We start from the raw sequence: 14,584 nt of genomic DNA, 5'->3' as shown, positions 1-14,584 counted from the left end.
TTCCGGGTTCCCACCGGGAACCTACGGGTTTGCTCCGCTCTGCCGTCGTCCCCGCAGCCAGACCGCGAATGCGATCAGCACGGCCCCGGCAAGCGCGAACCAGGTGACGGCGTATTGCAGATGGTCGTCCTTTAGATGCACGTCGAGCGGACCGGGACGCGGAATGCCGTTCTCGGGCGCCGGCTGTTCGAGATCGATATAGAACGGCGCGACCGTGCCCCAGCCGAGCGCGCTCGCGATCGCCAGATGATCACGCGCGAACCACAGCCGCTTGTCGTGCTCTGCGTCAGGCATGAGCACGCTGGCCGCTTCGGGGAAACGGATGTAGCCGGTCAACATCGCCGGCTTGTTGGTAACGAGCCGCTCGACCGCCTGATCCTGCAGGGCGCGGTCCTGTTTGGTGTTCGGCACGAAGCCCGCGTTGACCGCGACGATATCGCCGCCGGCCAGCCGTGCAGGAAGGAAAGCCCAAGTGCCGGGACCGGAAACGTCGGGGCGGATGGCGGAGCCGGAACTGTAGACCATCGCATCCAGACGGGACTCGTAGGTCGCCGCAAAAGTGACCCGGCGGAATTCGTCCCGCTCCGGCGTCAGCGTGCTCCATTGCGACGGCGGCAGCAACGCAACAGGTGCCGCAGCGAGGCGCTCGGTCAATGCTGCGATCAACTGATGTTTCGCGACACGGCGCTGCAATTGCCAGACGCCGAGGGCAACGAAGACGGCCGTCAGGAGGAGCGTGAACAGCGCGAAGCCGGCCACGCGGGGCTTGCGGATAGTCTCGTTCATTTCGCGCGGTCGACCAGCCGGCCAGGTGCTGCCTTGTGGTGAAATTGCAGCCCGATCAGCAGCGATTTCATCGCGCGGAGCGGCAGAAGCGTGGTGGCAAGGATCAATGGCAGCCAGAGCACCGCATGCACCCAGTACGGCGGCTGGTATTTGACCTCGACGATGAGCGCGCAGCCGACCACGATCGCGCCGGCCAGCATGATGATGAAGATCGCCGGACCGTCGCCGGAGTCGATGAAGGCATAGTCGAGGCCGCATTTCTCGCAAGCCGGCGCCAGCGTGAGGAAGCCCGCATAGAGCTTGCCTTGGCCGCAGCGCGGGCATTTGCACGCGAGCCCGCGCAGTGCGCTTTGCAGGACGGTGGGCTGGGACTCAGGAGTACCGACAGGTTCGTTCATGACGCGCAAGTCTATCACAGTTTGAGCCGAAGCCTGGCCGGTGGAAAGCGAAAGGGCGGCCCTACGGCCGCCCTTTCCCAGTTGATCTGTCGCGGCTCAGTGCGCGCCGTGGGCCATGGTCTCGGCGCCGTGTCCCCAGACATAGATGCAGAGGAACAGGAACAGCCACACCACGTCGACGAAGTGCCAGTACCAGGCGGCGAACTCGAAGCCGAGATGCTGCGTCGGCGAGAAATGGCCGGCATAGGCGCGCGCCAGGCAGACGATCAGGAAGATGGTGCCGACCAGCACGTGGAAGCCGTGGAAGCCCGTCGCCATGAAGAAGGTTGCGCCATAGACGTTGCCGCCGAACGAGAACGCCGCATGGCTATACTCATAGGCCTGCACGCAGGTAAAGGTCGCACCCAAGAGGACGGTGAGGATCAGGCCATACTTCAGGCCCTGGCGATCGTTCTCCAGCAGCGCATGGTGCGCCCAGGTCACGGTGGTGCCGGAGGTGAGCAGGATCAGCGTGTTGAGCAGCGGCAGATGCCAGGGATCGAAGGTCTCGATGCCATGGGGCGGCCAGGTGCCCGGCACCGAGCAGGCGCCGGCGGCGGTGCCGAGGCCGCAGCCGAACACGGCGTCGCGGGTGGCATGGACGGCGTCGGCCGGGAACAGCGCCGCGTTGAAATAGGCCCAGAACCAGGCGACGAAGAACATCACCTCGGAGGCGATGAACAGGATCATGCCATAGCGATGGCTGATCTGCACGACGCGGGTGTGGTCGCCCTTGTACTGCGCTTCCTTGATCACGTCGCCCCACCAGCTCGCCATGGTGTAGAGCACGCCGACGGTGCCGATACCGAAGATGATCGGCGCCGCAGAGAGCATGTGGTGCATCCAGGTGATCGCGCCGACCGCCATGATGAAGGCCGAGATGGACCCGACCACCGGCCACGGAGAAGGATCGACCAGATGGTAGTCGTGGTGCTTGCCTTGCGCGGTTGCCATTTGCGGTCTCTCTCCTCAATCCCGTGCCTGTCCGGCACTTATCCCCTTATTCCAACCCCTGAGCGTCAACCCGGCGGCTGGAGATTTCTCTTGCGTTTGTCGTCCTCGCCGGATGCGATCGGCTTTACCACCGGATCGCGCACCGGATAGAACGTGTAGGACAGCGTGATCGTGCCGAGCCCGTCATTGTCGTGATCATTGACGATCGACGGATCGACGTAGAACACCACGGGCATCTCGCGCTTCTCGCCGGGCGCCATGGTCTGCTCGGTGAAGCAGAAGCAGTTGATCTTCTGGAAATAGGACCCGACCGTCAGCGGTGCGACGTTGTAGGCGGCTTGCCCTGAGGTCGTGCGCGCGGCCTGGTTGGTCACAGTGTAATAGATGGTGGTGACCTGGCCGATATTGACCTCGACCTCGGTCTGCTCCGGCTCGAACTTCCAGGGCAGGCCGGGCGCGACGTTGGAATCGAAACGCACCGTGATCTTGCGTGCGATCGGGCCGGTGGCGGGCGCCGAGGTCGCGACCTGGGTCGTGCCGTTGAAGCCGGTGGCGCGGCAGAACCAGTTGTAGAACGGCACCGCCGCGTAGGACGCGCCGACCATCAGCGCAACCACGCCGCCGCAGATCGAGGCGACCAGCACATCACGCCCCAAGCCCCCTGAACGGCCTTTCCTGGCCGTTCGGCTCTGATCCCGCGATATGGTCGGCTCTCGATCCATCTCTCTCACATTGGGCGAACTAGAACCGCCGGTCCCTTGACCATGGTGACGGCGAAAAACAGCACGACGAGGACACCGAGCGCGAGCGCGATCGCAATCGAGCGCTGACGACGGCTCTTCTTCTGCGCCTCGGTGAGGACGATTCCATCTGGCTCGGGTTTGTCAGCCATTCCTGCCTCATGCGCTCCCAACCATCGGAGCAAGCGCCCGATAGACGACCTCGGCCAGCAGGGTCGCGAACAGCGCGAACAGATACAGGATCGAGAAGGCAAACAGCTTGCGGGTCGCACGCAGGGACGCAGCTCGCGTCCGACGCACATAGACGTTGATGGCGAGCACCAGCATGCCGGCGCCGAGCACCAGCGAGGTGACACCATAGATGGCGTCGAAATAGCCGAGCGCCCAGGGCGCTGCGGCCACTGCGATCAGCACGATGGTGTAGAGCAGGATCTGGAGACGGGTCGCGTCGGGGCCGGCGACATTGGGCAGCATCGGAATGCCGGCGCGGGCATAGTCGTCGGAACGGAACAGCGCCAGCGCCCAGAAGTGCGGCGGCGTCCAGAAGAAGATAATGGCAAACAGCAGCAGCGGCTCGACGTCGACCGTCCCGGTCACGGAAGCCCAGGCCACCACCGGCGGCAGCGCGCCGGCGGCACCGCCGATCACGATGTTCTGCGCGGTCCAGCGCTTCAGGACCATCGTGTAGATCACGACGTAGAAAAAGATGGTGAAGGCAAGCAGCGCGCCCGCGATCCAGTTGACGAGTATGCCGAGCGTCATCACCGAGAAGAAGGCGAGCGTCATGCCGAACGCCATCGCCTCGGGCCGGGTGATGCGGCCGCGCGGAATCGGGCGGTTCGCGGTGCGCGACATCTTGGCGTCGATGTCGCCCTCGAGCGCCATGTTGAGCGCGCCGGAAGCGCCGGCGCCGACTGCGATGCAGAGCAGCGAGGTGATCGCGAGCACCCAGTGGAAGTGTCCCGGCGCCATCGCCATCCCGACCAGCGCGGTGAAGATCACGAGCGACATCACCCGCGGCTTGAGCAGCGCGAGATAGTCGGCAACCTCCGCCTCGGAGATGCGGGGATTGATGTCGACGGCGTTGTGGTCGAGGACGGACACTAATTTAACTCGCTTCGTTCTAAAGCCGCGGCGCCCGTCTCGGGCGCCGCGGGAGTTGGCTTACTGCACGCGGGGCAGCACTTCGAACTGGTGGAAGGGCGGCGGCGAGGGCAGCGTCCACTCCAGCGTGGTGGCGCCTGCACCCCAGGGATTGTCACCCGCCGGGACCTTCTTCATGAAGGCGTCGAGCACGCAGTACAGGAAGATCAGCACGCCGAAGCCGGAGATGTAGGAGCCGATCGACGAGATCAGGTTCCAGCCGGCGAACGCATCCGGGTAGTCGACGTAGCGGCGCGGCATGCCCGACAGGCCGAGGAAGTGCTGCGGGAAGAACACCAGGTTGACGCCGACGAAGGTGAACCAGAAGTGCGCTTTCGCCAGCGTCTCGTTGTACATGTAGCCCGACATCTTCGGGAACCAGTAGTACCAGCCGGCGAAGATCGCGAACACCGCGCCGAGCGACAGCACGTAGTGGAAGTGCGCGACGACGTAGTAGGTCTCCTGCAGCACGCGGTCGACGCCCGCATTCGCCAGCACGACGCCGGTAACGCCACCGACCGTGAACAGGAAGATGAAGCCCACCGCCCAGATCATCGGGGCGCGGAATTCGATCGAGCCGCCCCACATCGTGGCGATCCAGGAGAAGATTTTTACGCCGGTCGGAACCGCGATCACCATGGTCGCGGCAACGAAATAGGCCTGCGTCGCCGAGGACATGCCGACCGTGTACATGTGGTGCGCCCACACCACGAAGCCGATGCCGCCGATCGCAACCATGGCGTAGGCCATGCCGAGATAGCCGAACACCGGCTTGCGCGAGAAGGTCGAGACGATCTGGCTGATCATGCCGAAGCCGGGCAGGATCAGGATGTACACCTCGGGGTGACCAAAGAACCAGAACAGGTGCTGGAACAGCACGGGATCGCCACCGCCGTCGGGCGCGAAGAACGTCGTGCCGAAATTGCGGTCGGTCAGCAGCATGGTGATCGCGCCGGCGAGCACCGGCAGCGACAACAGCAGCAGGAACACCGTCACCAGGATCGACCACACGAACAACGGCATCTTGTGCAGGGTCATGCCCGGCGCGCGCATGTTGAAGATCGTGGTGATGAAGTTGATGGCGCCGAGGATCGACGAGGCGCCCGCCAGATGAAGCGAGAGGATCGCGAAGTCGACGGCCGGGCCCGGGTGACCGGTGCTCGACAGCGGCACATACATGGTCCAGCCGGCGCCGACGCCGTTGGCGCCGGGCTCGCCCTCGACGAAGGTCGACATCAAGAGCAAGGCGAAGGAGGCCGGCAGCAGCCAGAACGAAATGTTGTTCATGCGCGGGAACGCCATATCAGGCGCACCGATCATCAGCGGCACGAACCAGTTGCCGAAGCCGCCGATCATCGCGGGCATGACCATGAAGAAGATCATGATCAGGCCGTGCGAGGTCACGAAGACGTTATAGGTGTGCGTTTCGTGGAATATCTGCACGCCCGGATACATCAACTCGGCACGGATCGCGATCGACATCGCGGCACCGATGATGCCGGCGATGACCGCGAAGATCAGGTACATCGTGCCGATGTCCTTGTGGTTGGTCGAATAGACGTAGCGCCGCCATCCGGTCGGATGGGCGTGCTCGCCATGTCCGTGGTCTTGCGCGTGATCGCCGTGTGCCGCTGCGCTGGTTGCCATTTTCAAATCCTGCCTTGCGTCCCATTCGGACCTTTGGAGGTCCCGCCCTTTATGTCGCTTTCAGTCCCTCAAGCCGTCGCCCGGCGCTTACTGCGTCGGGCCGGCTGCGGAGGCGAAGGTGCTGGTGCCGCCGCTCGCATATTTCTTCTTCGCCGTTTCAACCCAGGAGGCGAACTCCTGGTCGTTCACGACGCGAATCGCGATCGGCATGAAGGCGTGGTCCTTGCCGCACAATTCCGAGCACTGGCCGTAGAACATGCCGGTCTTGGTGGCCTTGAACCAGGTCTCGTTCAGCCGGCCCGGAATGGCGTCGATCTTGACGCCGAACGCCGGCAGCGCAAAGGCGTGGATGACGTCTGCGCCGGTGACCTGAACGCGAATCACCTTGTTGATGGGCACCACCATCTCGTTGTCGACGCCGAGCAGCCGGGGCTGCTTGTCCTGGGCCATCAGCGAATCGAACTCGAACTTGCCGTTATCGGGATAGGCGTAGGACCAGTACCACTGCTTGCCGGTGGCCTTGATGGTCAGATCGGCCTTCGGCACGTCGAGCTCGAGGAACAGCAGGCGGAACGACGGCACCGCGATGGCGACCAGGATCAGCACCGGGACCAGGGTCCACACCACCTCGATCAGCGTGTTGTGGGTGGTCCGCGATGGCACCGGATTGGCCTTCGAATTGAACTTCACCACCACGACCACGAGCAGCGCCAGCACGAACAACGTGATCACGATGATCAGCACGGACAGGAAGTCGTGGAACCAGACGATATTGTCCATCACCGGAGACCCGGAGGCCTGGAGGTGCCATTCCCACGGCGCCGGCTGTCCGAGCTCGGCAAATGCCGCGCCGCCCGTCGCCAGCGTGATGCCAGCCGCCACCAAGGCGATGGTGGCCAATCCCAGCAAATGCCGGCCCACCCGACTCTTGGACATCCTCATGCCGCTCGCGCTCCCCTTACGAAATCACCCCAAGTGCATTCCCCTATTTCCGGGAAATGCTTATTCGACCCGCCCGTCCGACAAACCGCCGCGCAAGAATACCTCTAAGAGGAATTGGGGCCAGATCGCTCAAACGCCGAAATCAAGCCTCTCAAACCATAATTCTTGATCTATCGCAATGCAGTCTTGAGCCCCCTCTGTCAGCCATCACCCGCAAGATATTTCCCAGCAACATCAGACAAAAATACCGTTTCCCGGGATGCCGCGGCTTGACAGCTGAATTGCCCGCGGTAGGCACTGGCGGACAGTTGCGCAGGAACCTGATTCGTGCCGGCGATGGCAGGCTAAGGCGGCGCGGGATTTGCTTGGGAATTGCCTTCAAGACGCCGTCATTGCCGTATCAGTCCACCAGCGCGAGCGACCCAAGCGAGCAGAGGGACCCACCCCGATGGGGCATTCGAGATGCATGGCAAGATCGGCTATTTGGCCGGCTGATGGCCTCAAGGCGCTGATCGGCCTCCTGGCCGCGGCCCTCTTCCTTGCATTGCCGAGCCTTTTCCTGCCCAGCCTCGCCCATGCGCAGGGCGCGGTGCGCTCCGTCCATGGCGACTGGCAGATTCGCTGCGACACCCCGCCGGGCGCCCAGGCCGAGCAATGCGCCCTGATCCAGAGCGTGGTGGCGGAAGACCGCTCCAATGCCGGCCTCACCGTAATCGTGCTCAAGACCGCCGACCAGAAGAGCCGCCTGATGCGCGTGGTCGCCCCCCTGGGCGTGCTGCTGCCCTCCGGCCTCGGGCTCAAGCTCGACAACCAGGACGTCGGCCGCGCCGGCTTCGTCCGCTGCCTCCCCAATGGCTGCGTCGCCGAGGTCGTCATGGACGACAAGCTGCTCGGCCAGCTTCGCAGCGCCAAGACCGCGACCTTCATCATCTTCGAGACGCCCGAAGAAGGCATCGGCTTCCCGCTCAGCCTGAACGGGCTCGGCGAGGGCTATGACAAGCTGCCGTAGGGGCGCTCAAGCCCCATCGACGCGATAAAGCTCGGTCTCGCACCAGCCGCAGCGATAGATGCGGCCTCGGCCGGCCACGGGCCCTTCCAGCGCTCTCTGCCGGCACGTCGCGCAAACGATGCCGTCAGCGGTCTCGCAGCCAGGATGTGCGGCGAGATAGGCCTCGCGAGTGGGATAGGATGTCCAGAAGCGGCGATAGATCAGCTGATTGGCGAGCAGCACCAGCGCCAAGACGGCGAAGCCAATGATCAGGCCGTGATACTGATCCCAGAACACAAGCAAGGAATTCCACATGCTTTTGCCGCGGCTCTCGCCCAGAGTGACGCTGTCATACCCGCAAAGCTTGAAAGCCGGCTTAAAGCAGAGTCGCACCTATCGTTTCTGTAATGTGACGGCCCGCCCCTCGCGGAACCGTTCCGAAACCATTATCTTGCCCCACATCCCCCGGTAATGGACGGACGCATGACCAACCCTGCCACAAGCTCCCTGCTCGACCGTGCCAATCTCGACCGCGACCAGGTTCGCCACGAGGTCGCGCGCGGCCTTGCCGGTGCCGACGACGGCGAATTGTTCCTGGAATACAGCCAGACCGAAGCGCTGATGTTCGACAATGGGCGGCTGAAGCAGGCGACCTACGACACCTCGCAGGGATTCGGCCTGCGCGCGGTGAAGGACGATGCGGTCGGCTATGCGCATTCCTCCGACGTGTCGCTGCCGGCGCTGATTCGGGCCGCCGACGCGGTGGCCGCCGTCCGCGGCGGCTATTCCGGCAGCTTTGCCGCCCCACCGGCGCATACCAACGTGCGGCTGTACTCCGACGACAATCCGCTGGACGCGCCGGGCTTCGAGATCAAGGTCAAGCTGCTGGCCGAAATCGACGCCTACTTGCGCGACAAGGATCCGCGGGTGCGGCAGGTCAGCGTCAGCCTGGGTGCGACATGGCAGGTCGTCGAGATCCTGCGGCCGGACGGCGAGAGCTATCGCGACATCCGTCCGCTGGTGCGCGTCAACGTCTCCGTCGTCGCCGGCCAGGGCGATCGCCAGGAAAGCGGCAGCAAGGGTTATGGCGGCCGCGCCGGCTATGCCGAATTCATCGAGACTCAGTCCTGGCGCGACGCCGCCGACGGCGCGCTGCGCGAGGCGCTGGTCAATCTGGAATCGATTCCCGCCCCCGCCGGCGAGATGGACGTGGTGCTCGGCGCCGGCTGGCCCGGCGTGATGCTGCATGAAGCGGTCGGTCATGGCCTCGAGGGCGACTTCAACCGCAAGAAGACGTCTGCATTTGCCGGTCTGATGGGCCAGCAGGTCGCGGCCAAGGGCGTCACCGTGGTCGACGACGGCACCATCGCCTCAAGGCGTGGCTCGCTCTCGATCGACGACGAAGGCACGCCGACCAATCGCACCGTGCTGATCGAGGACGGCATCCTGGTCGGCTACATGCAGGACCGCCAGAACGCGCGGCTGATGAACATGAAGCCGACCGGCAACGGCCGCCGCCAGGGCTATGCCCATGTGCCAATGCCGCGCATGACCAACACCTACATGCTCGCGGGCGACCGCGACCCGGCCGAGATTCTCGCGTCGGTGAAGAACGGCGTGTTCGCCGCGAATTTCGGCGGCGGGCAGGTCGACATCACCTCGGGCAAATACGTCTTCCAGTGCACCGAGGCCTACAAGATCGAGAACGGCAAGATCGGCGCGCCGCTGAAGGGCGCCATGCTGATCGGCAACGGGCCGACCGACCTGCATCGCATCCGCATGATCGGCAACGATCTCGCGCTCGATACCGGCATCGGCACCTGCGGCAAGAACGGCCAAGGCGTGCCTGTCGGCGTCGGCCAGCCGTCGCTGCTGATGGAACGCATTACGGTGGGTGGAACGGGCGCATGAGCGTTGAAAAAGTAACTGTCAGCACCAAGCGGAAGAGCAGCGGCTGGGGCGGCCAGCTCGTGCAGCTCGCCGGCATCGTCGCCGCCGTCTTCATCGCCAAGGGCGCGCTGGCCGAGCCGTTCTACGTGCCGTCGGGCTCGATGGAGCCGACGCTCTTGATCGGCGACGCGCTGCTCGCCTCGAAATTCCCCTATGGCTACGGCACCTCGTCGCTGCCGATCCAGATCAACCTGCCGGAAACCGGCCGCGTGTTCGCGGAGACGCCCAAGGCAGGCGATGTCGTGGTGTTCCGCTGGCCCGGCGACCGCTCGCAGGCCTGGGTCAAGCGCGTAGTCGGTCTGCCCGGCGACCGCATCCAGATGCGACAGGGTCAGCTCTTCATCAACGATCGCCCCGCCGAGCTCAAGCCTGATGGCGTCGGTGCCGCCGAGGACGACAATGGCGGCAGCGAGCCCGCCTATCGCTACGTCGAGACGCTGCCGAACGGCGTCAAGCACCTGATCTTCAAGATGCGCGACAACGGTCCGCTCGACAACACGCAGGAAGTGACGGTTCCGCCCGGACATCTGTTCGTGCTCGGCGACAACCGCGACAATTCGGCCGACAGCCGCGTGCCGCTGCGCTCTGGCGGCGTCGGCCTGCTGCCGATCGACAATCTGGTCGGCCGTGCCGATGCCGTGCTCGGCTCCTGGGATCTCGGCATGCGCGGCCAGCCGGTCTGGACCTGGCTCTCCGGCTTCCGCCTCGCGCGGTTCTTCACCGCCGTGCACTGATTGATCGCAGGGTGGGCAAGGACGAATTTCTTGCCCTCGCGCTGCAGAATCCAGTCAACGGTGCGATCCTCGATGAACTACCTCGGCTCGCGCTGCCGGATGCATGGCTGGTGGCGGGCTGCCTGGCTCAGACGGTCTGGAACGTGCTGACGGGCCGTGCGATCGATCACGGCATCTCCGATTATGACGCGTTCTATTTTGACCCCGATACGTCGTGGGAAGCCGAGGACACCGTGATCCGCACGCTGCACGAACGGCTCGGGCATCTCGGCGCCAAGATCGAGATCCGCAATCAGGCCCGCGTGCATCTTTGGTATCCGGCCAAGCACGGCCTGCCCTATCCGCCCTTGACGCGCGCGACTGACGGCATCGACCGCTTCCTCACGCAGAACACGCAAATCGGCGTGAGGCGCTTGGATAATGGTCATGAGGTCTACGCACCGCATGGGTTCGACGACGTCGAGAGATTGATCGTGCGGCCCAACCCAGCCCTGAATTTTTCTGCGGCGAACTACGCGACCAAGGCAGCGCGATGGAAAGCGCTATGGCCGGAGCTTACGGTGATAGCAGCGGAGTAATCCGAGCCTATCTCACCACGCCCGACGTGAACCCGGCCTTTCGCCGCGGCGGCTTGATGTCCTTTTTCAGGAAGCAGCGCGCTTCGCGGCCCGTATAGCCGGGACGGGCATAGGTGAAGGCGCGGCATTTGTTGTCGGCAGTGCAGGCGGCCTTGCAGACGTCCTCCCCTTCGCCGTCCTTGAGCTCGAAATTGCGCAAATCGCCGCCGGGGCGGTCGATCGAGGTCTCCACGCCCTCGACGCGCGGCTCGATCACGCCGGCGCCGCGCACGCCGGAGATGCAGCAATTGGCGGGCTGCCGCGGCGGCACCGTATTCTTGAGCCAGCACACCGCCGCGGCGCCGTCGATGTCGGGATAGCTGAAGCTCCAGGAGCGACAGCGGCGATCGCGCTCACAGAGCAGCGCGCAATCTTCGGGATCGCCCGACGGCATCGGCGTGCTGGAATAATCGCCGCCGGGCCGATCGAACGCCGTCTGGGCGCGCGCGGGCCCACTCGCAGGCACGAGCAACAGCAGCGTGATGCAGGCCACGACGCTTGCCAAAACCTTTGCCAAGACCTTTGCCATGACGGCAGGCAGGCGGCCCTTCCCCATCAGATCAGCTTTCGAGTTATTGACGGCGCTCAGGTTTTTCGGCCGGTCATTTGATCGCCGCAAACCTGTATGGGCGATGAACAGGCTAAATCCTGCTCGTAGCCCTAACGCATGATCCGGCCCCGAAGGGCCGCGTTCGCGCAAAGTGTGACGCGGTTTTCCGAGCTCTAGAACGCGTATTCCGTGTAGGCCGGTTCCACCGAGCCTTTCCAGGCGCCGTTGAACTTCTCGAGCATCTCCTCGGCCGGGGTGCGGCCGGAATCGATGATGCGGTCGAGCGGCTCCAGATGCCGCGTTTCGTCGCGGCCGATCGCATCGATGCGGCCGCGGCGACGCAGGCCCGCATGGGCCAGGACGAGGCACTCCTTGGCGATCTCAAAGAGATAGCGGTCCTTGATCCGCGCCTTGAAGCCGAAGCGCGGCACGTCGTCGCGCAGGGCCTGACGCTCAGGCGTGGTCCAGTGCTTCACGAGGTCCCAGGCGGCGTCGAGCGACACATCGTCATAGAGCAGCCCGGCCCAGAACGCCGACAGCGCCGGCAGACGGCCCCACGGGCCGCCATCGGAGCCCCGCATCTCGAGATAGCGCTTGAGCCGCACTTCCGGGAAGATCGTCGAGAGATGGTTGGCCCAGTCCGACAGGGTCGGACGCTCGCCGGGCAGATTGTTGTTGCGGCCGTCGAAGAAGGCGCGGAACGAGGAGCCCGACACGTCGATGTAATCTTCGCCGCGCTTGACGAAATACATGGGCACGTCGAGCGCATAGTCGACATAGCGCTCAAAACCCATGCCGTCCTCGAACGCCCACGGCATCATGCCGGCGCGCGCATTGTCGGTGTCACGCCAGATCTCGGAGCGGAAGGAGAGGAAGCCGTTCGGTTTGCCTTCGGTGAACGGCGAATTGGCGAACAGAGCGGTCGCGACCGGCTGCAGCGCCAGCGAGACGCGCAGCTTCTTGACCATGTCGGCTTCCGACGAGAAGTCGAGATTGGTCTGCACCGTGCAGGTCCGGTACATCATGTCGAGGCCGTACTGTCCGACCTTCGGCATGTAATTGGTCATGATCTTGTAGCGACCCTTGGGCATCACCGGAATGTCGGCGCGCGACCAGGACGGCGTCATGCCGAGACCGAGAAAGCCGATGCCGAGCGGGGTCGCAATCTCGCGCACCTGCGCCAGATGCGCCATCAGCTCGCTCTGGGTCTGGTGCACATTCTCGACCGGTGCGCCGGAGAGCTCGAACTGTCCGCCGGGCTCGAGTGAGATCGCGCCGCCGCCGGTGACGTCGTAGAGACCGATGATGCTGCCCTTCTCCATGATCGGCTCCCAGCCGAGCAGGAGCTTCATGCCTTCGAGCAGCGCGCCGATGCCGCGCGCGCCCTCATAAGGCACCGGACGATGGCCTTCGAGCGTGAACGGCGTCTTCTCGTGCTCGGTGCCCATGCGGAATTCGGACGGGTCCTTGCAGCCGGCCTCGAACCACGCAACGAGCTCGTCGCGCGATTGCAGCGGCGTCATATCGATCTGGTCTCGCGCCATATCAAACTCTAATCAGAAGCGCTTCGATCGAATGCGCGCGGGGTGACGGGGATGGTCCGCGAACCCACCGGGCGCGCGGACTGTTGGTTTGCCGCGCGGTCATCGCGACGGCGAAGTTTCGTTGACGTTGACGACGGGCGGCAGCTTCATCTCGCCGCACGAGCAGCCTAACCGGTCGAGCAGACCGCTGAGCTTGACGGCATCGGCATCGGACAATTTCGAGCCGACATATTTCTCGATCGCAGCCGAGTAGGCGCCCCACATCCGCTTCTGCAATTCGCGGCCGGCCTCCGTGATCTCGACGAATTGGCCGCGCTTGTCGATCTTGCATTCGCGCCGGGAGGCGAGGCCTTCGTCGACCAGGCGGTCGATCAGCCGCGAGGTGGAGTATTGCGGGATCAGCATCTGCCGCTCGAGTTCCACCGGGCGCAGCTCTCCGCTCGGCGCGCGCGACAATTCGAGCAGCGCGTCGTACCATGCCAGCGGTGGGAAACCGGCCTTCTTCAGGTCCTGCTCGACGCAGTCGAGCACACGGCTCTGCACCCGCATCAGGCGGATCCAGGCACTGGTTGCCTCGGTCGATGGTTTGCGTTTCATGGTCCCGCTCAAACTCGTCGTCCGCTTCTTACCCCACTCGATGCACCTGCATCAATCTTGACTATTGCATGCAGGTGCATGTAGGCGTTCCTTCGCCCCAACCAAGCGTCAAGAGGAGGAAATTCCATGAAACTGTATTACTCGCCCGGCGCCTGCTCGCTGTCCCCCCATATCGCGCTCCTGGAGGCCGACCTGCCCTATGAGCTGGTCAAGGTCGATATCCGGGCCAAGAAGCTCGAGAACGGTGAAGACTATCTGAAGGTCAATCCGAAGGGTCAGGTCCCCGCGCTGGGCCTCGACAGCGGCGAGATCGTGACCGAAGGGCCGGTCATTGTCCAGATGATCGCCGACAAGGTCCCGGCCAAGGCGCTGGCGCCCGCGCGCGACAGTTCCGAGCGCTACAAGCTGCTCGAATGGCTGAACTTCCTCACCTCCGAGGTGCACAAGAGCTTTGGCCCGCTGTTCGCACCGGCGCTGAATGACGACGCCAAGGCGTTCTTCAAGGACCGCGTCATGGGCAAGCTGAAGCACATCGACAGCGAGCTCGCCGGCCGCGACTACCTCATGGGCAAGCAGTTCTCGGTCGCCGACGGCTATCTCTTCACGATGCTGACCTGGGGCGATCGGATGAAGTTCGACCTCTCGGCGATGCCGAACCTCGCCGCCTACAAGGCCCGCGTCGCGGCGCGGCCGAAGGTGCAGGAGGCCTTGAAGAAGGAAGGGCTGATCCAGGCCGCCTGAGCCGCGAGGGCGATCAATCTCCCAGGGGCCGGGTCGACGATCCGGCCCCTTTATATTTGCCGCTGGATCGGCATCGGCGCGAACCCGCTTCGCCGGATCATCGTACCTTAGTTAGACTTATGAACTACTGTTCGCCGAATGTAAGTAGTGCTGTCTTGTCAGTACCCGCGAAGAGGGCGAACTTGGCAGAATTGTTGAAGATTATTTCGGAGTC

The 14,584-nt window shown here is 64.1% G+C and carries 17 protein-coding genes; 5 read left to right on the top strand and 12 right to left on the bottom strand.

The features are described from left to right. Positions 1–21: 21 nt before the first annotated feature. The 8 genes from JJC00_RS03885 to coxB all read right to left on the bottom strand — a co-directional run bounded on the left by JJC00_RS03885 (position 22) and on the right by coxB (position 6,649). Positions 22–786: an SURF1 family protein gene (locus tag JJC00_RS03885; RefSeq protein WP_200471435.1), complete on the bottom strand. Its 765-nt coding sequence runs from the start codon at positions 784–786 to the stop codon at positions 22–24. Next, on the bottom strand, positions 783–1,184 hold the full coding sequence (locus tag JJC00_RS03880; protein WP_200471434.1) for a DUF983 domain-containing protein: 402 nt from the start codon (positions 1,182–1,184) through the stop codon (positions 783–785). The genes JJC00_RS03885 and JJC00_RS03880 overlap by 4 nt, the downstream gene beginning before the upstream one ends. A gap of 96 nt (positions 1,185–1,280) precedes the next feature. Further along, positions 1,281–2,177: a cytochrome c oxidase subunit 3 gene (locus tag JJC00_RS03875; protein WP_200471433.1), complete on the bottom strand. Its 897-nt coding sequence runs from the start codon at positions 2,175–2,177 to the stop codon at positions 1,281–1,283. Between the two features lie 65 nt (positions 2,178–2,242). Then, positions 2,243–2,899, bottom strand: coding sequence for a cytochrome c oxidase assembly protein (locus JJC00_RS03870; protein ID WP_200471432.1), 657 nt, complete (start codon positions 2,897–2,899; stop codon positions 2,243–2,245). Positions 2,900–2,904: 5 nt separating this feature from the next. Next, positions 2,905–3,069, bottom strand: coding sequence for a hypothetical protein (locus JJC00_RS03865; RefSeq protein ID WP_018644977.1), 165 nt, complete (start codon positions 3,067–3,069; stop codon positions 2,905–2,907). A gap of 7 nt (positions 3,070–3,076) precedes the next feature. Beyond that, entirely contained in the window at positions 3,077–4,021 is a 945-nt protein-coding gene (locus JJC00_RS03860) for a heme o synthase (RefSeq protein ID WP_200471431.1), read from the bottom strand. Between the two features lie 60 nt (positions 4,022–4,081). Then, positions 4,082–5,707: a cytochrome c oxidase subunit I gene (gene ctaD / locus JJC00_RS03855; protein ID WP_200471430.1), complete on the bottom strand. Its 1,626-nt coding sequence runs from the start codon at positions 5,705–5,707 to the stop codon at positions 4,082–4,084. An 87-nt stretch (positions 5,708–5,794) separates the two neighbouring features. Beyond that, on the bottom strand, positions 5,795–6,649 hold the full coding sequence (gene coxB / locus JJC00_RS03850) for a cytochrome c oxidase subunit II (RefSeq protein ID WP_200471429.1): 855 nt from the start codon (positions 6,647–6,649) through the stop codon (positions 5,795–5,797). A gap of 448 nt (positions 6,650–7,097) precedes the next feature. On the opposite strand from coxB, the gene JJC00_RS03845 reads away from it, so the two are divergent. Further along, positions 7,098–7,658 (top strand): invasion associated locus B family protein, encoded by a 561-nt coding sequence (locus JJC00_RS03845; RefSeq protein WP_200471428.1) that lies wholly within the window; start codon positions 7,098–7,100, stop codon positions 7,656–7,658. A gap of 6 nt (positions 7,659–7,664) precedes the next feature. Here JJC00_RS03845 and JJC00_RS03840 read toward each other — a convergent pair whose 3' ends face one another. Further along, positions 7,665–7,952 carry a hypothetical protein gene (locus JJC00_RS03840; RefSeq protein ID WP_246774078.1) on the bottom strand — a complete coding sequence of 96 codons (288 nt, stop codon included), beginning with the start codon at positions 7,950–7,952 and terminating at the stop codon, positions 7,665–7,667. Between the two features lie 168 nt (positions 7,953–8,120). Between JJC00_RS03840 and tldD the strand changes: the two genes are divergently transcribed. Genes tldD through JJC00_RS03825 form a run of 3 tightly spaced genes read left to right on the top strand, consistent with a single transcriptional unit; the run spans position 8,121 to position 10,899 of the window. Then, positions 8,121–9,548: a metalloprotease TldD gene (gene tldD, locus JJC00_RS03835; RefSeq protein ID WP_200471427.1), complete on the top strand. Its 1,428-nt coding sequence runs from the start codon at positions 8,121–8,123 to the stop codon at positions 9,546–9,548. Next, positions 9,545–10,321: a signal peptidase I gene (gene lepB, locus JJC00_RS03830; RefSeq protein ID WP_200471426.1), complete on the top strand. Its 777-nt coding sequence runs from the start codon at positions 9,545–9,547 to the stop codon at positions 10,319–10,321. Before tldD ends, lepB begins: the two co-directional genes overlap by 4 nt. An 11-nt stretch (positions 10,322–10,332) precedes the next feature. Further along, complete coding sequence (locus JJC00_RS03825) at positions 10,333–10,899, top strand: nucleotidyltransferase family protein (RefSeq protein ID WP_200471425.1); 567 nt, start codon at positions 10,333–10,335, stop codon at positions 10,897–10,899. Between the two features lie 7 nt (positions 10,900–10,906). Here the strand turns inward: JJC00_RS03825 and JJC00_RS03820 are convergent, their stop codons facing one another. From JJC00_RS03820 to JJC00_RS03810, 3 genes are all read right to left on the bottom strand, one after another. After that, on the bottom strand, positions 10,907–11,494 hold the full coding sequence (locus JJC00_RS03820; protein WP_200471424.1) for a PAN domain-containing protein: 588 nt from the start codon (positions 11,492–11,494) through the stop codon (positions 10,907–10,909). Between the two features lie 167 nt (positions 11,495–11,661). Beyond that, entirely contained in the window at positions 11,662–13,032 is a 1,371-nt protein-coding gene (locus tag JJC00_RS03815) for a glutamate--cysteine ligase (protein WP_200471423.1), read from the bottom strand. Positions 13,033–13,131: 99 nt separating this feature from the next. After that, positions 13,132–13,629 (bottom strand): MarR family winged helix-turn-helix transcriptional regulator, encoded by a 498-nt coding sequence (locus tag JJC00_RS03810; protein ID WP_027533069.1) that lies wholly within the window; start codon positions 13,627–13,629, stop codon positions 13,132–13,134. Between the two features lie 126 nt (positions 13,630–13,755). On the opposite strand from JJC00_RS03810, the gene gstA reads away from it, so the two are divergent. Next, positions 13,756–14,370, top strand: coding sequence for a glutathione transferase GstA (gene gstA, locus JJC00_RS03805; protein WP_200471422.1), 615 nt, complete (start codon positions 13,756–13,758; stop codon positions 14,368–14,370). Positions 14,371–14,584: the final 214 nt, after the last annotated feature.

This window comes from Bradyrhizobium diazoefficiens (assembly GCF_016616885.1).
In the GTDB taxonomy this organism is placed as follows: Bacteria; Pseudomonadota; Alphaproteobacteria; order Rhizobiales; family Xanthobacteraceae; genus Bradyrhizobium; species Bradyrhizobium diazoefficiens_F.
The sequence above is the reverse complement of the archived record's forward strand: the minus strand, read 5'-3'. Positions and strand labels throughout refer to the sequence as shown.